The sequence below is a fragment of the Paenibacillus sp. FSL H7-0940 genome, from assembly GCF_037979415.1.
Taxonomy (GTDB): Bacteria; Bacillota; Bacilli; order Paenibacillales; family Paenibacillaceae; genus Paenibacillus; species Paenibacillus amylolyticus.
Map to the genome: position 1 here is coordinate 1,429,296 of NZ_CP150280.1, position 20,049 is coordinate 1,449,344.

Consider the following 20,049-nt stretch of genomic DNA (forward strand, 5'->3'; position numbering starts at 1 on the left):
ATAGAAATCTGTTCTGTTCTGCCTTACGGTGGACGGACAGATTTTTTTGTTTTTTACAAATAGTGTGATTCTTATCGCTCAAATGTAACTTTTACAGGAGCATATTGTTAAAATAACTGCTGTTTCCTTTGGATAATACCGTGTTACCCATCACTATTAAGCGCTTACAATGAGGAGGATTCATAACATTCATTGATCCATGCACAATCAAACACAAAAAGGGGGAGATCAAGAGTGAACAAGAGGTACATAAGCGGGTGTCTGGTATTGCTGATGCTGTTCTGTGATCTGGGGTTGATGGTTCGTCCAGCGGCTGCAGAAGATGCAAAAGTGAACGTGGCACTTAAAAAGGCGGTTACGGTAAGCACAGAATATTTGGAGTGGGAGAGTAAAAAGGAGCACTTGGTTGATGGTAAAAGTGACACGCATTGGACTGCTAAGGCGGGAGTTACATCCGAACAACCACAGTGGGCAATGATTGATCTGGGTGAAGACTACAATCTGTCCGGAGCGGAAATAACGTGGCGAGAAAACACGGTTGTGAAATATATGGTAGAAACGTCTGCTGACCAGCAGGTATGGACCAAAGTTGTTGATCAAAATGAAAATGCCGATCCCAAACAGATCGCTGATCTGACGTTTCAGCAGAATGATGTGCGATACATCAGACTGAACATCTCCTTTTACAAGGGTGAGGGAGTTTGGCCGGAAATATTGGAGTTCAAAGTGTGGGGAGAAGCAGAAGGAACTGAACCAGCCAATATTAAAGGATATGATGAGATCGAAGTGAGAACGGTGACCAGAAGTGCGCCAATTCTGCCCAACGAGGTAAAGGCACAGTTTCAGAATGAAAAATCGGGAATGGTACCTGTGACTTGGGATCATATCGACCCTATGCAATACGCCTCTGCAGGCGAATTTACGGTAACAGGAGTTGTATATGGTGCGCCTCCAGAGCCTCAGCTTAAAGCTAAGGTGATCGTTGAGGGGTATCGTGCAGACTATGTCAGAGGTGTCGATATTTCCACGTTGACTGCCATTGAGGATAAAGGCGGAAAATACGTGGACAGCAACGGTACAGAGCGTGATTTGCTCGATATTCTCAAGGATCGCGGTGTCAATTATGTGCGTCTTCGTCTGTGGAATGATCCACAGAAATCAGGGGGATACAACGACAAGGAAGATGTCATTCGTTTGGCCAAGCGAGTGAAGCAAAAAGGTATGAAGATCCTGTTGGATTTCCACTACTCGGATGAGTGGGCGCACCCGGGCCAGCAGCTTCGTCCCAAAGCTTGGGAAGGTCTTTCCCCCGAAGAGCTGAAGCAGGCCGTATACAACTATACGTATGAAGTTGTGGGAGAAATGAAAGCTAAGGGCGCTATGCCTGATATGGTGCAGATCGGTAATGAGATCAACAGTGGTGTTCTGAACGGCTTAAGCAGCGACGTGGATTTTAAGCTAAATGTTGCATTGCTGAAAAGCGGAATTGATGCTGTACGTGCAGTAGAAGGGGAGATCACCGATAACGCGGATAAGGTGAAGATTATGATCCATCTGGCTGAAGGTGGCAAGGTGGATACGTTCAAATGGTACTTTAAAGAGTTAAGTGCTGGCGGACTGGAATATGACATTATCGGACTGTCGTATTACCCGTTCTGGCATGGGACGTTTGCGGATGTACAGAAAACGATGAATGAAGTGTCAGTCGAGTTTGGCAAAGATGTCATTATCGCTGAAACGTCCTATCCGTTTTCCTACAAAAACGGGGACGCTCATGGAAATATCATCGGATCGGACGAAGCGCTTCATGTTGGGGGAGCAGACTTCCCAGCAACCGTTCAAGGTCAATATGATGCCATCGCCGGCATTATGGACATGATTGCGAACGTGCCAGGGAATCATGGCGCAGGTTTTTTCTACTGGGAGCCAGCGTGGATTCCGGCGGGTGTAGGCTGGATTGCATCCGAAGGTAATGCATGGGAGAACCAAGCGATGTTTGACTACGATGAATTTCCGGCCAACGGCGGGCATTCGTATGAAGGCAGAGCGTTATGGTCCCTTGATGTTTACAAACGCGGACTGGGTATTCTGCCCGCAGACCGCCAGCAACTGGATGCGGCACTTACACGAGCCAAATCATTGGTACAGACTGATTTTACTCCGGAAAGCTGGGTGACTCTGGCTCCGGCAATTTCGACAGCGAATGATGTGTACCAACAGGCATACACGCCGGGTGGGGTAACTCAATTAGATACAGATGCAGCGACAACAGCATTGGAACGTGTGATGCAGCAGATGCAGGTTATCACCCCGCAGCTTGACGAGCTCAGAGCTAAAATAGCGGAAGCGCGTACGTATCAGCAGACTGACTGGTCTGCGGCCACTTGGGCGGTATTGACCAAAGCGCTGGAAGGGGCTGATCAGGTCTTGAATGATCCAAGAGCAACACAGACGGATGCGAATACAGCGGTTAAACGTTTGCATGATGCCATTCAAGGTCTATCCAATGTGGACAAAACACAACTGCACCAGTACATTCAACAACTGCAGCAGCAGACTAAATCTTCCTATACACGCCGGAGCTGGTCTGTATTGGAACAGTCTTTGCAGGCAGCGATCCAGGTACGAGATAACAATGCTGTTGTCCAGTCTGAGGTGAATTCAGCACTGAGTACGTTGAAACAAGCCTTTACTAATCTGGTCTCTCTGGAGGCTTTAACAACGGGAAAAACGGCAACGGCTTCAAGTAGTGCAGGGACAGGAGGCAATCAAGCCAACTCTCCTGAAGGTGCAATTGACAACAATCCGAACACTTCATGGGGAACAGACGAGAGTAAGGATAGCTGGTGGCAAGTGGATTTGGGTCAGGTTGCTAACCTCCGTAAAATCGAAATGTCGATGTGGAGTGGCGGCATCAAATATACGATCGAAGTGTCCAACGATAACAAAAATTTTGTGAAAGTAGTGGACACCACAAGTGATGTTGTTGTATCAACCGCACCTAGCCATGTACTTCCAGAAGGCACGGAGGGACGTTATATTCGGGTAACGATTAAAACAGGTCCCACATGGGTAGGATTCATGGAATTTGAAGCATACGGTACGTTCCCAGCGGACAAATCTGCACTGCAAACTACTGTAGATACCGCTGAGAAATTAAAACAAACCGAATACACGACATCAAGCTGGAATGTATTCAGTAAGGCACTTTCTGAAGCGAAGGCATTCATTCTGGATGTTGAATCTTCAACGCAAGATGTAAGCAATGCGGATCGTGCGTTACAAGATGCTGTGAGTAAGCTTGTACGTCAAGATGTAACACCTGGCCCTGGCCAGCCATCCCAACCAAGTGAACCATCACAACCTTCCAACCCGGGAACAGCTCCTTCAACGGGGAATCCGGCTGTAACACCACCGGTTGAACCTGGTAATCCGCCAGTTAAGGGTCTAATAACGGTAAAAGGAACAGCAACCGGGAATGACAAGTATTCGATTCGTCCAGATGTATCTCAATTAACCCAGATACTGCAATCCATGGATGCAGGAAATCGTACGTTGAAACTGCTTGCAGATGTACCCGACACAGCCAAGACAGTCACATTCCAGTTGGCTACAAGTCAACTGGCGGAATGGATTCGTTCCGAGGAAGTGAAATCCCTGGATGTAGTTGTAGGACAGACTACCGTTCGTGTTCCTCTAAAATCACTCCCGCTAACTATTGGGGAGACTGAGGGAACGTTCGACATCGTAGTAGCAAAAGGATCGACAGATACATTGTCCACATCGCAAAAAGCAACGATCGGTAATCATGCAATTGTGAATGTGAATCTGTTAATGAACAATAAGCCATTGCAATGGACAAACAGAGCAGTTGAAGTTGCTCTATCCAATGTGGAGCAACCTAAGAAGAATGATGTAGTTATGGTTGTACATTCCATATCTCCAAGTGGAGAAATGAAACCTGTTACGTATTCCAAGTACGATGATAAGACCAAAACGATGGCGTTCAAACCGCTGGAATCCGGCAGTTATGTCATTGCAGAAGTTGAAGTGCCATTATATGATTTGCAAAATCACAATTGGGCAATCCAAGAGATACAGAACCTCTACGGTAAAGGGATTATTTCGGGGATGAGCGCAACTCGTTTTGCCCCGCAAGGTGAACTGACCAGAGCACAATTTTTGCAAATGATTATTAAAGGTATTGGTGATGCACGCCAGCCGGATCCATCTATTTCAGTCCCAACGGATGTGATGGAAGGGCAGTGGTATGCCGATTCAGTACGACTTGGAATGGAAATGGAAATAATTCAAGGCCGAGCAGATGGAAGCTTTGGAGCGAATGAACGTATTTCACGAGAAGAAATGGCCGTTATGTTGAATCGGGCTCTGCAGGTTGTGCAGCGTGATCTGGATGCGTCCAATTCTGCACAAGGAAATACATTGTTTGTAGACAACGCCGAGATCTCGGGATATGCGAAAGAAGCTGTAGCCTCGATGCAACAACTTGGATTGTTGAACGGCATGCCTGATGGTACGTTTGCTCCAAAAGAAGCAGCAAACCGTGCACAGGGGGCAGTTGCAGTCGCCAGACTGATGCAACAGTTGTATTAGAGGTAGTTTAAAAAGTCTGCTTTTGATTACGAAAGGTGCTTGGTGCATCATCAGCATGCATGAATAGAAAATAACAAAGGAGGTAAAGAGATCGGATCATATGATTCGGTCTCTTTATTTTTTGTGAAAAGAGATTATATAAGTTTAACTATTGATTTACACGATAACGGAGAGGACAGAAAAAACTGAAAAAGCGAAGCGTTCGCCTTTATCACCGGATTTTCCCTTTAGAAAAGGGAATCGAAAAAATCTGGGGATAACAGCGATTAGAAGGTTATTCTGTCATCGGAGTGTCAGTGTAAATAATCTTTATTTCAACTTATATAGAACGGACCCGCTTTCTTTAAATAGGCATATAAACATTTTGTTAATGTCGTATTGACAATATCGAATTCATTTGTTATCATTTCGATAATATCAAAACGACAATATTAAGAAGTGGGGAATGAGCCATGTTTGGATTCCGATTTGCGAAATTTCAGCCCAGTGAGTATGTCATGAAAGTAAAAAATGGTGAGGTACAACGTCAAGGTGTAGGATTGTCCTTTTATTATTATGAGCCGACCACATCGGTAGTGGTTCTACCCGTGTCCTCGGTGGATGTACCGTTCATGTTCGAAGAGATTACAGCGGATTATCAGACGGTTACTGTGCAAGGGCAGCTAAGCTATCGCATTGTGGATTACCTGAAAATAACCCAGAGCCTGAATTACACGTACAATTTGCGCAAGAATCGGTATATCTCTGACGACCCCGGCAAGCTGGATCAACGGGTGATCACTACAGCCAAAGTACTGACCAAGAAACATCTGGAACAAATGCCGCTGAAAGAAGCTATTCAATCCAGTGAACGGCTGGCAAGCAGCATGAAACGCGAGGTTGTGCAAAGTGAAGAGTTGGAGAAATTGGGCGTTGAGTTGATGAGTCTATCGATTCTGGCCATTCTGCCTAATAAAGAGACGATGCGTGCATTGGAAGCACAGGCGCGGGAAGAGATTTTGCGTCAGGCAGATGAAGCGCTCTATGTACGTCGGAATGCATCGATTGAACAGGAAAGACGAGTGAAAGAGAACGAACTAAACACCGAAATTGCCGTAGAGACAAAGAAACAGCAAATTCGTGAGACCCAATTGCAGACAGAACGCTCGGTGAAACAGAAACAAAATGAGATGGAGCAGGAGCAGCTTCAGTTTAATACAGCGATGGAGGAACGGAAGCAGCAACTGATTGAGTTAACCATTGCCAATCACAATGCCGAGGCAGATGCCAAAGCGTATGAGATTGCTGCCGTGATGAACTCATTGCAAAATGTACAGCCGAATGTATTGCAAGCAATGGCGAATATGGGCATGAATTCTGATAAGCTGATCGCACTTGCATTCCAGGAACTGGCTGAAAATGCTGGCAAGATTGGGCAACTTAATATCTCTCCAGATCTGTTGCAGGGATTGATGTCTCCTGCGCAAGGCAGAGATCAGGGAGGTCGAGCGAGATGAGATTAGGAAGAAGAGAGCAAGCAGAGCAGGCAGGGAAATCAGTACGTCAGCAGGCCACAACGGACGATCGAATGACCGAACACAAGCTGATTTTGGTGAAGCGCCGGACCCGACTGGAGGAACTGGTGGTTCGATATAACACGGTGCAGCAAGCTCAGTTCTATATTGAACGTCTGGGCGCAGACTTCAGTGATTATATGGAGGAAGACCGTCGTTATCGGCAATCTGTGCAGCAGGCACAACAGCAACTGGGTCAATTGGGACGGGTTCAGACGATTGATCGGGAACATGTGCCCAATTTTATCTTTGGAGATCAGGATATCGTGGTCGTAGTTGGACAGGATGGGCTTGTAGCCAATACCCTCAAGTATGTGACCGAGCAACCGCTCATTGGTGTGAATCCGGATCCGATGCGGTGGGACGGGGTATTATTACCTTTTACCGTAGAGGATCTCAGCTTCATTGTCCCTGATGTCATTCGAAAGCAACGAACCTTGAAAGAAGTCACTCTCGCCAAAGTTGAACTCAATGATGGACAGTATCTATATGGTGTGAACGATCTGTTCATTGGTCGGAAGACACATGTATCGGCTCGTTATGAAGTGCGTTTGGGTTCATCGACAGAACAACAATCTTCTAGTGGCATCATTATATCCACAGGCATGGGATCGACAGGCTGGTTCAAAAGTGTGCTGGCCGGAGCCACCGGAATTGTAGGGTCCGCTGCATGGCAGAACATGAATTCTGAAGTAGAGGTCGCTACAGCATCGGCATCCATTCATGGGAGCAGGCAAGATCTGAATCATTTTAACTGGGATGCGCCTTATTTATATTTTTCAGTACGTGAACCGTTCCCGAGCCGGACGACTGCGGCCAATCTCGTGTTTGGACAGATCCATTCAAAGCAACAACTGCACATTGTATCCCAGATGCCAGAGGATGGTGTTATTTTCAGCGATGGGGTCGAGCAGGACTTTCTTGAGTTTAACTCAGGGGTGGAAGCTATCATTGGGTTGGCAGAGAAGAGGGGGCGTCTCGTGGTCTGACCCTTTATTTTCAAGCCGTTTCCGACTAGAATGGGTAACTAGATGTGATACACTGACGTCAGGAAACGGAAAGAGGGTTAACGATGCAGTCGATATTGTTGGTTGAAGATGATGCCAAGTTAGCAGGATTACTGGCGGCTTATCTGACCCGAAATGGATTCCAGGTACAGGTCACAGATGATTTTCGTCATGTACTGGATGAATTTGTGGAAGTGAAGCCGGACCTTGTGCTGATGGATGTGAATTTGCCTCAATATGATGGATTCTACTGGTGCAGGCAGATACGCACACATTCCATATGTCCCATTTTATTCATATCGGCTCGTGATAGTGGTATGGATCAGATTATGGCGTTGGAACATGGAGCGGATGATTATATTACAAAACCTTTTCAATATGAAGTTGTTCTTGCCAAAGTCCGTAGTCAGCTACGCCGAGCCTATGGTTCTTACGCTGCTGTTCAACAGGAAGTAACAGTGACGAATGGTCCCATGATTCTCTATCCTGAGCGATTTGTATTTAAATATGATGAGCGTTCTACCGAGCTAACACAGAAGGAAGCGATACTGGTGGAAGCGCTGATGGCGAAGGCAGGGCGAGTTGTCAGCCGAGAAAAATTGTTAGAACAGATGTGGGAAGATCAGCATTTTATTGATGATAATACGTTGAATGTCTATATTACACGTGTTCGCCGGAAGTTGAAGGAGCTGGGTGCAGAAGAGATTTTGGAGACGGTTCGCGGAGCGGGTTATCGTGTGTTGGATCTGGATTCATCCGCACAGGGGAAAGGGAAATGAGACTTTTCCTGAAAGACCACCTGATGTTAGTCGGATTTTATGTGTTACAGATGCTGCTCGTTCCGTGTGTCTACTGGCTCTCTGGTGAGGGCCGTCCGATGAAGATTGTCCTTTATGGCATGCTGATCAGTATCGTGGTATTGATGGTTTATCTGGTCACTCGTTACTTCCAGTTGCGAGCATATTACCGTCTACTTCAACAACCACGCAAACTGGTAAACGAGCCTTTCCAAGCGCTTGGAAATTCGGGTGTGGCGGAAGCCATCCAGGAATTGTTACATGAACTGGAGCGTAATCGGCAGAACGAGATGGGTCAGTTACGTACTAGCAAGGATCAGCAGGTTTTATTCATGAATCGCTGGGTTCATCAGATGAAGACCCCGTTGTCCATTATCCAACTGACCTTGGAAGATGTAGAAGATGAGACGGCGGGCAGTATTCAGGATGAGCTGGATAAAATGCGCAAAGGACTTGAAATGGTCTTGCATTCATCAAGGCTTGAACAGTTCGAAGGGGATTTTCGTGTGGAGCTGTTGTCTCTGCATGAGGTGCTTCGGAGTAGCATTGCAGAGAACCGACGTTTGTTTATTCGCAGAGGCATTACGCCGGATATCCGTATGGAGGGCGACCTTCAGATCTACAGTGATTCCAAGTGGCTGCGGTTCATGTTCACCCAGATTTTGACCAATGCCGTGAACTATTCCGATAGCAAATCAGGCAAAAAAGTGATCATTATCGGCTATAAACAGGAAGAGCGTACAATCCTGGACATTCAGGATGAGGGAATCGGCATCTCGTCTGAGGATATTCATCGCGTGTTTAATCCCTATTTTACAGGCGAACGGGGCAGACAATACCATGAATCTACGGGAATGGGATTATATCTGGTCCGTGAGATCAGTGCCCGCCTGGATAACCGTGTCGAGTTGTTTTCTGAGCCGAATGAGGGAACGTTGGTTAGATTCAGCTGGATTCATTCGAAATATCCGAAGTGAAAAGTGCTTTGCCCATGGGCGAGGTGCTTTTTTTAATGGACAGAAGTGTGATAGAGAAGGCAGGGGAACAGAACCTTAAACGCGTTGTAAGGGAAGTTTAAGGTAATTCGATAGCACCGTTACGGGAGGTCAGTTAGGATAAGAATAGAATTAACGTATAAAGAATGACGGATTAGGAGGGAATTACGCATGGAAATGTTACAGGTATCAGGACTGAACAAAGTATATCAGGGCAAAGTGCAGACTCAAGCCCTTAGTGATATTCATCTGACAATCAAACAAGGTGAATTTGTGGGTATTATGGGCCCGTCGGGCAGTGGCAAAACCACATTGTTAAACATGGTCTCCACCATTGATGAACCCAGCTCGGGCAAGGTGCTGATTAATGGCATGAACCCGTTTGATATGAAAAAGAAAGAACTTGCCATGTTCCGACGTCGGGAACTCGGATTTGTCTTTCAGGATTTCAATCTGTTGGACACGTTGACTGTTGCTGAGAATATTGTACTTCCATTGACACTGGACAAGGTCAAACTGAAGGAGATGGAGAGCAGACTACATCGCATTACAGCGAAGCTTGGGATTGATCATATTCTGGATAAACGAGTCTACGAAATTTCGGGTGGACAGCGACAACGAACAGCCATTGCGAGATCCATGATCAATATGCCTTCGATTGTTTTGGCGGATGAACCCACCGGTGCCCTGGATTCTACGTCATCCCAAGCGGTCATGGAGTCACTTGAACAGATGAACCAGCAGGAGAAAACAACTATTATGTTGGTCACACATGACCCGCTTGCGGCAAGTTATTGCAACCGCATCGTGTTCATTAAGGACGGAAAGCTGGCAGCCGAGGTACACCGTGGAGATAATCGACAGACGTTTTTCCAGCGGATCATTGATACTTTATCCTTCTGGGGAGGGAATTCACATGAGCTTTCCTCAGTTCGCGTTTAACAATATTCGCCGGAATGGGCGAGCGTATATTGCTTTTTTTCTAAGTAGTGTGTTTATGGTCATGATATTCTTCGCTTATGCGGTGTTCATTTATCATCCGTATGTGACAGAGTTACCGATGGGTGACACAACCGCTACGGGAATGCAGATCGCTTCAATTATCGTATATGTGTTTGCATTTTTCTTTGTTATGTATTCCATCAGTGCTTTTCTCAAATCTCGGAATAAAGAGTTTGGCATTCTGACCATACTTGGTGCAGAACCCGCACAGATTCGGAGATTGGTCATTTTGGAAAACATGTTGATCGGCTGCCTGTCCATTATTGCCGGTATCGGCGGAGGTATGTTGTTGTCCAAGCTGTTCCTGATGTTAACTACTCGTTTTATCGGGATGGATGATCTGCCCTTTTATTTTCCCGTGAAAGCGATTCTGATTACGATTGGAGCCTTTCTGTTATTATTTTTCAGCATTTCACTCTTCACATTGTTTTTTATCGGAAATAAACGGACGTTAGAACTTCTAACGGGAACCAACAAACCTAAAAAAGAGCCCAAAGCTTCATGGTTCTTCTCACTTCTGGGTTTTGCATTACTTACAGTAGGTTTTGTGGTACTCCGTAACGGGTTAAATGGCGGAACAATCATGCTTGCAGCAGTAACAGGGATAGCCGGGACGTATTTTTTCTACTCACAACTTTCCGTGCTCATCATTCGTTTATTGAAGCGTAATCGTAAAACGGTATGGCATGGTACACGTCTGTTGTGGATCTCAGAGATGAGTTATAAAATGAAGGATAATGCCCGCATGCTCTTTATGGTGACCGTGGTGATTGCGATTGCTTCAATGAGTGCAGTTGTAATTTTGTCACTGGATCAGGAGAACCGGGAACAGTTTACAAACAACGATTTTGCAATTCAATACAACGTATTCAGACCAACAGAGCAACTGGATATGAGCGCTATTGATTCGAAACTTGAAGCCGCAGGCTTGGATTATCAGCAAGTCTATATTGAATATTTCTGGTCTGATGCAGATCAGAGTGCTGTCTCGGTTATGCCGCTTAGTCAATACAACCAATACAATCTGACACAAGGGAGAAAGATGTTCCAATTGGATACCGGGTCCGCTGTATTTGTGGATACCCGCAATGAGAAGGGTCAGGATCAGATAAAGCGCAACAGATTTCGTGATTATGCGAAGGGAGACAAGTTGACGTTGACTCTGAATGCTAGTCCGCTGGAAGTTAGGGTTACGGATACAGATATCGATCCACAGTTTGGAACCCTACTCTATGCTACAGGTGTAGTTGTCCTACCGGATGAGAAGTATGAAGAGATTGCCCAACAGATCAAAGATAATATGATATCTGGTAAATACCTGTATCAGATTCCTGCATGGGGTCATGCTGTACCTGATCGCCACTCTTCGGAAGCCATGGTTAGCGATCAGCTTCTATCCTCCGCGGATTCCATCCGAAGCAGCAATGCTTCAACGGATAACCAGTCTGGATATCTGAGTACGCGGTACGATGATTTTGAAAGATTCAGACAGGGTACAGCACTCTTTACCTTCCTGGGCATATTTATCGGATTAATCTTCTCGATCTCTTCCGCAAGCTTTCTGTATTTCAGACTGCATACCGATCTTGAAGCGGATGGAAAGATGGTGCATTCTCTTTCGAAAATGGGTCTCAGTTTCCAGGAGATGAAACGATCATCCACCGTTCAGATTGCCATTTTGTTCTTTTTACCGATCGGGGTAGCCATCATTGAAACTTTGGTCGTAGTTAAGCCATTCCTGACTGAATTCGGTATTACCAATTATACGATGCCGGTGTTGACTGTATTTGGTGCCTTTGTACTTGCACAGACGTTTTATTTCATCATTATACGTTCGAGATATATCGCTTCTCTGCGCAAAATGATGGTGTAACCATCTTAGAAACAGACGGTCATTAGGACCGACCATGATTTGTTCATTGCCCGCATTTTCTTGATTCAGATCAAGGAAACGCGGGCTTTTTTGCGATAAGATGAATGCATTCACAGATTATATTATCGAGGAGGACGATTATCATGAGTATCACGTCATTGCAAGAAGTTAAAACATTTAGTGAGGACCGTTTCACGAAACGAGTTTTATTCCAACAGGGTGGTGGAGTGACCTTTGTCCTTCATTTTCTGCCAGGTCAGCAGCTTCCCGTTCATAAACATCCGGGCACAGACGTTATTTTGCTGGTGGTTGAAGGCACAGGCACACTTATGCTGGATGGAAAAGAACAAGAGGTGAAACAAGAGGATGTAATTCATTGCGGCGGTGAAGTGGAGTTTGCATTCCATAATACAGGAGATCAGGAGGTTCGTTTGTTCGTGGTGTTAAACAAAGTGCCAGCAGCATCCTATGCAAAGGACATCTAACATCTAATATCAAGGAATCGATAGAATGATTCACTGATCGGCACTAATATGGGAAACTCTATTCTGGAGTTTCCTTATTTATTTTTTATTCAAGAATACCTTGACCAAGTGTGGCTTCCATCGCAAAACAAAAAGCATACCTGGGTCTGAGAACATCAGATCTTAAGTACGCTTCTTTGTATTCCGCCAGCAACTTGTTCATTCATCCGGTCTATAGTCATTCTGCTTAGAAGTATCCCAGCATTTCCTTGGCTTCATTTGACATCAGCTGTGGAGACCATTGTGGCTCCCACACGACTTGAACATCAATATCGGTCTTATTTGTATTTTCCTGCAAAACCCATTTCACCGCACCGACAATCGTATCATGCAGCGGGCAACCTGGTGTAGTCAGCGTCATCCGTACATGTACCCGTTCAGGCTCTTCCCTTACTTCATACACCAGACCCAGGTCAACGATATTGACACCTAATTCAGGGTCATACACTTCCTTGAGACATTCTAGCAAATGCGTGGTTTGTTCCATCATGTTCACTCTCCAGTCCACCTTATTAATATTAACGTCTGAATACCAAAGCAATATTTGTTATATAAATGATGGAGACAAGAGACAGTATCGTTCCTCCAACCATCATGACCTCAGCCAGATTAATCAGAATTCCACTGATAAGCAAAAGGCTTCCAGCGACCATGGCGAGCATACCCCAATTGACATACCGTTCATTCAACATACCTGCCATCAGCGGTGTTCCGGGTCTGCCGGCCTGCTTGCCATATTTGTGGGTCCACCATAGAAAAGGCACGATTTTGGAGGCATAACCAAGTATGGTGAGAGACACCCAGCCCCCGAGATATACCCATCCAGACAGCAGAACAACACGTGGATGGAGCAGCAACTCAGTCCCTTGCGAGGAATAGATCAGTAGTGCAACAGCATATACAGCAAACGCACGACTTACATAGACAGACCAGCGAATGCCCGGACCTGGGTTACTTTTGTGCCGTTTCTCCTGAATTTGCTCCAAGTGATACACATAGAAGAGAAGGGCGGCGGTTAGAAGTAAGAGCGCAAGCCAGAGCAATCCTCCCTTGATACCTGTCAGAAATGCGATAACACCTGTAACTACAGCTGCATTCCACAGAACCAAGACCACTTTTTGCAGTGGAATGGAATAATCGTGGGACAGGTAGAACATGGGCAGCATTTTGTAACTGAAGCCGGTAATTAACATGCCAAACCAGCCGAAGGTTCCCATCCAGATATGTGCACCGAATAATCGTTCATGCAGACCATTCCAATCACCAAAGGCAAAATTCAGACCCATCAGCATACCGGATAGCCCGGTAAGAACCAGATAAAGACAGGAACACGCTGCACTGATTGTTACCGGATTCCACTGTGAGGCACGGAAGAGGGTAACGGCCATATTCCATCCGAACAACAGAATGCCCGAGAGCGCGAGTGTAGCAGAACCCGCAATCCAGATGACATCTGCACGGATGAAGCCGTATAACATGCCCACGATTCCGATACTGAACAAGAAATAATGACAATAACCAAGAAACAGACTGTAGATATTGGATTGCAAAATAACATGTATCAACTGATAAACGGCACCCATAGCCAGCATGGTTGCCCACCCGAGCACAAACAGATGGGCATGAAACCAGCCTTCGGGTCCTCTGAGTTCATCACCAAGCCAGCCTGTCAGCGAGAGCAGGGAGAATGCGTGATACATTACAAATCCAAAGATGCCCGTGATGATAAAAAGAAACGGCAACCTGGACATGGCCTTTGCCTCCTTACCCTTTTTCAATTCTCACTTTGGCCGTACCATCGGCTTGATCCTCAACCGTGAAGGGGCAACCGAGATTGTTTAACTCTTCAATCAAGAAGACTGGCACACGGTCATTATGAATCAGTACGACTTCCCCAGGATTGCAACGTTCCAGTGCGGCAAGTGTTCGCATCATGGGTTGTGGCGGTTCCAATCCGCGATTGTCCAGTATAACGGTGGGCGTCTGTAGAGATTCAAAGTTTTCAATCGCAACAGCTTGCTCCTCCGGATGGCCTTTGCATGAAGCTGATTCTTCGTCTGAACCGGGCTCAGAATCGACTTCCGATCCAGATAAAACCATTGCAGATAATGCTTTGGCACCGGTTTTATTTTTTTTGTGCACAAACGTGGTAACCCAGTGATCTGAACCTTTTCGTTCCGATGTGCTGGAGTATCCTTTCATCTTGAGAATACCGAGCAGGGGCGTTGGTTTGAATGGAGCATGGAGTACAAAGACATCTTCATGTCGAAGGCCTTTGACCGTGTCCATGATCAGTTGAAACGGCTCTAACTTTTTACTTAGATGAGGACGCACATCCAATTCGACAATATGGACATCAGATGGAGACATGTGCGTTCACATCCGATCCTGCACTAGCTACATCCGCCTGCTGTACCAACTGCAGAGATGATTCATACAGGGCGGCCATTCCACCGTACAGCGCATAGAAGAATGACTCCGGCGCATCGAGGGAGAAGGACAGATAGGCTTTGGGGTCCATGCCGAGCAAACGCTCAAAAAGTCTTGCACTGTCATAGGCGTAAAAACAGAAATGAGTATATTCGAACACAGGCATTTTTTCGTAAATGGTGATAATCTCTTGCGCATATTCCGCTTGCTCACGCTGTGCCAATTGAACCATGGTTGTGGCGTCTTCCAGCCGTAGCGTGATGCGAAGTGTAGTATCGTCAATGATTTCAACGTGCGCCATAGCCGTTCAGCTCCAATCTATAATTTACTGATTTTGACTTGGAAGGTTGTAGGACCCTGCTCAATATACTCCCAGTTGAAGCCATCGGGATGTGTGGATTGAAACTGGAATCGAAGAGGCTTTGGATCGTGATCGTTAATAAGCAACATGGATTCCTGTGGTCGCAAATGATCAAACGTTTCGAAAATAACTTTATGTTTCAAATGCGGTGGATACTCCGTGGCATTAATGGTTGCTGCGTATGTGTTCATGTGTCATTCCTCCAAATAGGGATAGTGTGGTGTTGCAATTTGATTATAGAAAACGTGAAGGGGGGGCTGTGTGAGCCTGCTCACACATTTTTTAATGTCATAGTCTCGCCTTATTTGAGTCAGAATCCTGTATGGAAATATTGCCATGGGCAAGCCAAAGCTAACAATATCCTGATACGCATATTGCTAATTGTGAATGCGAAAGAGACCTTAACATTGATTACGGTCGTTAAGGTCTCTTTGTGCACACACAGTTTAATGTAATAGCGTGGGAGAAAACAGTGTAGCTGGGTGCAGGGTGGTCACGTATCCCTTTGTTCCTTCAAAGCTTGCAAATCATGAATGATGATCCGGCTGCGATCCACTTCGAGCAAATTCTCTTTTGTAAGCTGGTTTAAAAGCCGATTCGCTGTTTCCCTTGTTGTACCAATAGAATTGGCAAACTCCTGATGTGTCATGGGCAGGTTGATGATAATCTGGTCTCCATGCATTTGTCCGTGCTGATCTGCAAGCATGAGAAGGAAGGAAAGTACACGATTGCGTACATCCTGACCAGAGAGCACCTGCAATTTATCCTGTAATTCTCTTATTTTATCACCGAGCACACGCATAATTTTGATCGCAATTGAAGGTGTGCTCAGCATTAATCGTTCGAAAAGTCGGACAGGTATGGCTAGTAGTTCGGTAGGGGTAATGGCTTCTGCGGTGGCCGGGTAAGGGTGCGCATTAAAAAAGCCGGTGTGTGGGAACATATCTCCTGTTTTGAGGAAAGAGACAATCTGTTCATGCCCGTTCTCATCGGTTTTATAAGCCTTTACAATGCCGGTACGGATAAAAAAGACAGCTTCTTTTTCGCTTCCTTCGCTGAAAATAACCGATTTCTTCTGAATACTTCTGGAAATGGCGATATCTTCGACTTGCTTTAATTCCTCGGGGCTAAGGTCCTGGAAGATGGGGAACTGTTGTAGAAACTCCGTTGTTGTATCTTTGTTTACCCTACTCATGAGAATCTCTCCTCTCTGTGTTCATAGTTCTGAACGACGACATCATTTCATCATAACGTGATTTTTGAACACATCAGGTGATATAGATCACCGTAAAGCCACATCACTGTTTTTGATTACTCAACCTGGGTTAATGGAATGATAGAATATGATTGAACAAGAGAGGGGTCGGCCCGGATGTGGACTGCATTCATGTGGGGCGGCATCTCTGCCTCAGCGGTTGTCATTGGCGCACTCGCAGCCTTGTTTCTAAAGATTCCCAAACGAGTTATTGGCTGGATCATGGCTTTTGGGACAGGAACATTAATTGGTGCAGCGACCTTTGAACTTCTCGGAGATGCGCTGAATGATGGAGGAATAATACCTACAGCCATTGGATTTACGGCGGGTGCCGTCGTGTATACCTTGTTTGACCTGCTCGTTTCTGCAAAGGGAGGGGCAGGGCGTAAACGTTCGGCAAATTCGGGAGACTCGAACCAAAGCGGGCTTGGGATCTTTGCAGGAACAGTAATGGATGCTATCCCGGAATCCATCATGCTTGGTGCCAGCTTACTGGCCGGTAACGGTGTCAGTGTGGTCCTGGTAGTATCGATCTTTGTCAGCAACATTCCTGAAGGTCTGTCCAGTACGGTTGGACTACAGGGCAAATACAGTCGTGGCAAAATCATATTAATGTGGCTTAGTGTACTATTGATCTCCGCGATTGCAGCACTGGGTGGATATCTGTTTCTGGAGCAGCTTCCAGAGGAGATGGGTGCAGCGATTGGTGCATTTGCAGGTGGCGGAATCATTGCCATGATCTGCTCGACGATGATGCCGGAAGCCTTTGAAGAGGGTGGGCCAATTGTGGGTTTGATTGCATCTATGGGATTGCTTGTGTCGCTGTTGCTGGATCTGTAGATGACAGAACAAGCTTCCGATCTATTGGTTGAATTTATATAAAAAGAGTATCCGAACAGAGTGGTTTCTGATCGGATACTCTTTTTTGCCAAAACAGCTTCCTCGCATCCACAAGCTTTCTTACCCAGTTCATTGGCTTCGGGCAGGCGATTCAATTTTTTCCCTAAGCTGCTCCAATTGCAGAATAAGGATGCAGTTTCCTGTAACCTGAAGCAGTCCCTGAGTTTGCATCATGGCAAGTTTACGACTAAGTGTTTCGGGTGTGATCCCGAGTAACAGAGCCATATCTTTTTTGAATACAGGCAAGCGGATCTCATGTTTTGCATGATTTCGGGTATGGAAATACAAAAGCAACTTGGCAATCTTCTGTTCCGTTGTCATCGCACTTAGCGAGCTGTTCCATTCATCTGTTTCACGGAGCAGCTTGGTAATGGCAAGCAGGAAATGATAAGCAAGCTTCGGATCGTGTTCAAGTAATTGGTCAAAGTCATGCTTGCTGATAGAGCAGATGGCCGAAGGCTCCAGAACTTCGGCGTTTGCGACATGTGGTTTTTGGTGTAACAGGGAATCTTGTCCGAAGAAATCACCGGGAAACAGAAACCGAATAATATGTTCCTTGCCATTTTCATTGTATTTGGATAACTTCACACCTCCCTGATGAACCACATAAAGCGTATCTGAGCGTTCTCCCTCCTGGACGACAACTTCGCCTTTGTTATATTTGCGGGTATGCAGAAGGGAGATCAACAAGACAGCTTCGGATGGATCAAGATGCTGGAACAGAGATACTTTGGAGAAACAGGCATCCTTCGCTTCGTGTGTACAGATCATCGTTTAATCACCTCGAATGGTTCAGGATAGGTATAGCCATTATCTATTGTCATGTCTCAGTGAGACATCGCGGGTCCACCATGATCAGTTCCATCCTTGGTCACACGCAGAACAGCGGCAGCTCCTTTGGCTACATGGTTGAACTGATGGGTTACAATCGCATAATCACCTTCTTCGGTCACGGTGAACTCTACGACAGCTCCACCACTTGCGGGAAGCATAACCGTCTGTATTCCATACTGGATGTTGCGTGGATTCCCATCGGTATACACACGGTCCATAATGGTACCCACAACGTGGAAGGATGAGACTTCATTGGGTCCTGCATTACTGACATAGATTCGCACCGTATCTCCTACTTTGGCTAACAGGGGATGTTTTATTAATCCATAATCATTGCCGTTAAATACGACATAATCCGGTTCCCCGTTCAAAAAAGCTTCATAATCATGCTCTTTATACCATTCACTCTGAACAAGAGTATACTCACGGTCTACCAAGTGATCGGAAGGGTATCCTGCTTTGGGATCAACAATAATCATGCCGTACATCCCGTTTGCGATATGGGCAAGAACCGGTTTAGTTCCACAGTGATACATGAATACACCGGGTGAGGAGGTTGGATAGGTGAACGTACCTTCCTTGCCTGGCATAACATCAATAAATTTGCTGCTGGGAGCAGCATGTACAGCGTGAAAATCCATGGAGTGAGGCAGGCTGGAATCTTTATTTTTCAACGTGAACACCATGGTATCTCCCTCGGTCACTCGTAGGACGGGTCCGGGGACGGTACCATTAAATGTCCAAGCGTTGTATATCACTCCTTTGGAGATTTCGACATCTGTAACCTGGGCTGTCATTTCAATATATACCGTAGTACCTTCTCTGCGAATGATCGGGTCCACCGGGGGTTGACTGATCGCAGAGGAGGAGGAGGAGGAGACTTCATCGTGGTGAACAGGTTTAACCGTGTCGGTTGAACTACAGTGAGAGAGAGTTGCTGTGAATATAGCAAATACGAGTGACCATTTGTATACATTCAGTAAGGAGAACATAGTTGCACAACCTTTACTCAAGTGATGTTTTTCACAATCTAAAAAGCAGGTTTTCTTTCATTTCAGTAGTTATTTAGTTATAGATTACGTTATCGAGGTGGAGACGGGTGTGATGAGGCACACACTTGGGTATGTCGTATTAGAGGCATTTCCAACAATCTGTCTTCAATTGTTGTGCTGAGCAACGGAGTTTCATATAATTTTAGAGAGATGGATTGGTAAATGTTGAGTATTTTGACGCTGTGTATGTCGTAGTTTTAGAAGAAAGGTGGATACAGGATGAAACGTTTCGAAGATGAAGGTGCGTATAAGTATAGTTTCTATTCGGTCCTTCGACGGGGAGAGCGGATTGATGTGAAATGTCCCAAATGCGGTGGGCACGCTTCGATTGATCAACGGAATGGTCAACTGGGATGGAAGTGTTACGAATGTTACGCTCAAGCTTTTGAAGAACCAGTATATCAATATAAAGCCAAGGGGAATTGTGCTGTATGTGAACGTTGGTTTAACGTGGAAGTCACAGACGAGAAGAAGACGTCTCACCGATCGACGCATGTGGAATGTCCGCATTGTAGTTCTGTGAATCAGGTTGAATTACACGCCAAGCCGACATACCAAAGGTGTTTTTCCGAGATTTGTGCAGGGAAAGATCCTGTGTTCGGGCTGGAATTATACTTCCTGGATAATTTCAGAGGAAAAATAATATGGGCTGTGAATCGGGAGCATCTGAATTATCTCATCGCTTATGTCTCCGCAGACCTGCGTGTAAAATACGGCAATATGCCTATACGAACGGCTTCACATAGTATTCCGGCATATATCAAGGATGCGAAGAACAGGGATGTGGTTGTTCGTACACTGTCGAAGCTTCAGCACAAGACTGGATGAGACTGAAATTGAAGAGTTAAAGCC

General features: G+C 45.7%; 18 protein-coding genes. 10 read left to right on the forward strand and 8 right to left on the reverse strand.

Features of this window, described 5'->3' with window-relative positions; translation table 11 throughout:
- The first annotated feature begins 234 nt into the window (after window positions 1-234).
- From MHB71_RS06430 to MHB71_RS06465, 8 genes are all read left to right on the forward strand, one after another.
- Complete coding sequence (locus tag MHB71_RS06430; protein WP_340029094.1) at window positions 235-4,614, forward strand: glycosyl hydrolase 53 family protein; 4,380 nt, start codon at window positions 235-237, stop codon at window positions 4,612-4,614.
- Window positions 4,615-5,066: 452 nt separating this feature from the next.
- Window positions 5,067-6,110 (forward strand): SPFH domain-containing protein, encoded by a 1,044-nt coding sequence (locus tag MHB71_RS06435; protein WP_340029095.1) that lies wholly within the window; start codon window positions 5,067-5,069, stop codon window positions 6,108-6,110.
- Window positions 6,111-6,181: 71 nt separating this feature from the next.
- Complete coding sequence (locus MHB71_RS06440) at window positions 6,182-7,156, forward strand: sugar kinase (RefSeq protein WP_340030131.1); 975 nt, start codon at window positions 6,182-6,184, stop codon at window positions 7,154-7,156.
- A gap of 83 nt (window positions 7,157-7,239) precedes the next feature.
- Entirely contained in the window at window positions 7,240-7,953 is a 714-nt protein-coding gene (locus MHB71_RS06445; RefSeq protein WP_340029096.1) for a response regulator transcription factor, read from the forward strand.
- Complete coding sequence (locus tag MHB71_RS06450; RefSeq protein ID WP_340029097.1) at window positions 7,950-8,948, forward strand: sensor histidine kinase; 999 nt, start codon at window positions 7,950-7,952, stop codon at window positions 8,946-8,948. The genes MHB71_RS06445 and MHB71_RS06450 overlap by 4 nt, the downstream gene beginning before the upstream one ends.
- A gap of 189 nt (window positions 8,949-9,137) precedes the next feature.
- A complete protein-coding gene (locus MHB71_RS06455; protein ID WP_036613332.1) occupies window positions 9,138-9,908 on the forward strand; it encodes an ABC transporter ATP-binding protein in 771 nt (256 codons plus the stop codon).
- Window positions 9,883-11,841, forward strand: a complete 1,959-nt coding sequence (locus MHB71_RS06460) for an ABC transporter permease (RefSeq protein ID WP_340029098.1) — start codon at window positions 9,883-9,885, stop codon at window positions 11,839-11,841. The genes MHB71_RS06455 and MHB71_RS06460 overlap by 26 nt, the downstream gene beginning before the upstream one ends.
- Window positions 11,842-11,984: 143 nt before the next feature.
- Window positions 11,985-12,326: a cupin domain-containing protein gene (locus tag MHB71_RS06465; protein WP_127549532.1), complete on the forward strand. Its 342-nt coding sequence runs from the start codon at window positions 11,985-11,987 to the stop codon at window positions 12,324-12,326.
- A gap of 226 nt (window positions 12,327-12,552) precedes the next feature.
- On the opposite strand, the gene MHB71_RS06470 is transcribed toward MHB71_RS06465, so the two are convergent.
- The 6 genes from MHB71_RS06470 to MHB71_RS06495 form a co-directional block, all read right to left on the reverse strand.
- Window positions 12,553-12,855, reverse strand: coding sequence for a metal-sulfur cluster assembly factor (locus MHB71_RS06470; RefSeq protein ID WP_197997654.1), 303 nt, complete (start codon window positions 12,853-12,855; stop codon window positions 12,553-12,555).
- Between the two features lie 28 nt (window positions 12,856-12,883).
- A complete protein-coding gene (locus MHB71_RS06475; protein WP_340029099.1) occupies window positions 12,884-14,116 on the reverse strand; it encodes a hypothetical protein in 1,233 nt (410 codons plus the stop codon).
- A 13-nt stretch (window positions 14,117-14,129) separates the two neighbouring features.
- On the reverse strand, window positions 14,130-14,735 hold the full coding sequence (locus MHB71_RS06480) for a DUF2249 domain-containing protein (protein ID WP_076328442.1): 606 nt from the start codon (window positions 14,733-14,735) through the stop codon (window positions 14,130-14,132).
- A complete protein-coding gene (locus MHB71_RS06485) occupies window positions 14,722-15,096 on the reverse strand; it encodes a hypothetical protein (RefSeq protein ID WP_076328443.1) in 375 nt (124 codons plus the stop codon). The genes MHB71_RS06480 and MHB71_RS06485 overlap by 14 nt, the downstream gene beginning before the upstream one ends.
- A 17-nt stretch (window positions 15,097-15,113) precedes the next feature.
- The gene (locus MHB71_RS06490; RefSeq protein WP_076328444.1) at window positions 15,114-15,347 is read right to left on the reverse strand and encodes a DUF2249 domain-containing protein; all 234 of its coding nucleotides are present in this window, start codon (window positions 15,345-15,347) and stop codon (window positions 15,114-15,116) included.
- Between the two features lie 302 nt (window positions 15,348-15,649).
- Window positions 15,650-16,351 carry a Crp/Fnr family transcriptional regulator gene (locus tag MHB71_RS06495; protein ID WP_036613360.1) on the reverse strand — a complete coding sequence of 234 codons (702 nt, stop codon included), beginning with the start codon at window positions 16,349-16,351 and terminating at the stop codon, window positions 15,650-15,652.
- A 177-nt stretch (window positions 16,352-16,528) separates the two neighbouring features.
- Here MHB71_RS06495 and MHB71_RS06500 point away from each other — a divergent pair, with 177 nt between their 5' ends.
- The gene (locus MHB71_RS06500; protein ID WP_036672896.1) at window positions 16,529-17,251 is read left to right on the forward strand and encodes a membrane protein; all 723 of its coding nucleotides are present in this window, start codon (window positions 16,529-16,531) and stop codon (window positions 17,249-17,251) included.
- A 129-nt stretch (window positions 17,252-17,380) separates the two neighbouring features.
- Here MHB71_RS06500 and MHB71_RS06505 read toward each other — a convergent pair whose 3' ends face one another.
- Both MHB71_RS06505 and MHB71_RS06510 read right to left on the reverse strand, forming a co-directional pair.
- A complete protein-coding gene (locus MHB71_RS06505; RefSeq protein ID WP_036672895.1) occupies window positions 17,381-18,082 on the reverse strand; it encodes a Crp/Fnr family transcriptional regulator in 702 nt (233 codons plus the stop codon).
- Between the two features lie 56 nt (window positions 18,083-18,138).
- Window positions 18,139-19,137, reverse strand: coding sequence for a multicopper oxidase domain-containing protein (locus MHB71_RS06510; protein WP_340029100.1), 999 nt, complete (start codon window positions 19,135-19,137; stop codon window positions 18,139-18,141).
- A gap of 279 nt (window positions 19,138-19,416) precedes the next feature.
- Here MHB71_RS06510 and MHB71_RS06515 point away from each other — a divergent pair, with 279 nt between their 5' ends.
- Window positions 19,417-20,025, forward strand: a complete 609-nt coding sequence (locus MHB71_RS06515) for a hypothetical protein (protein WP_282320967.1) — start codon at window positions 19,417-19,419, stop codon at window positions 20,023-20,025.
- Window positions 20,026-20,049: the final 24 nt, after the last annotated feature.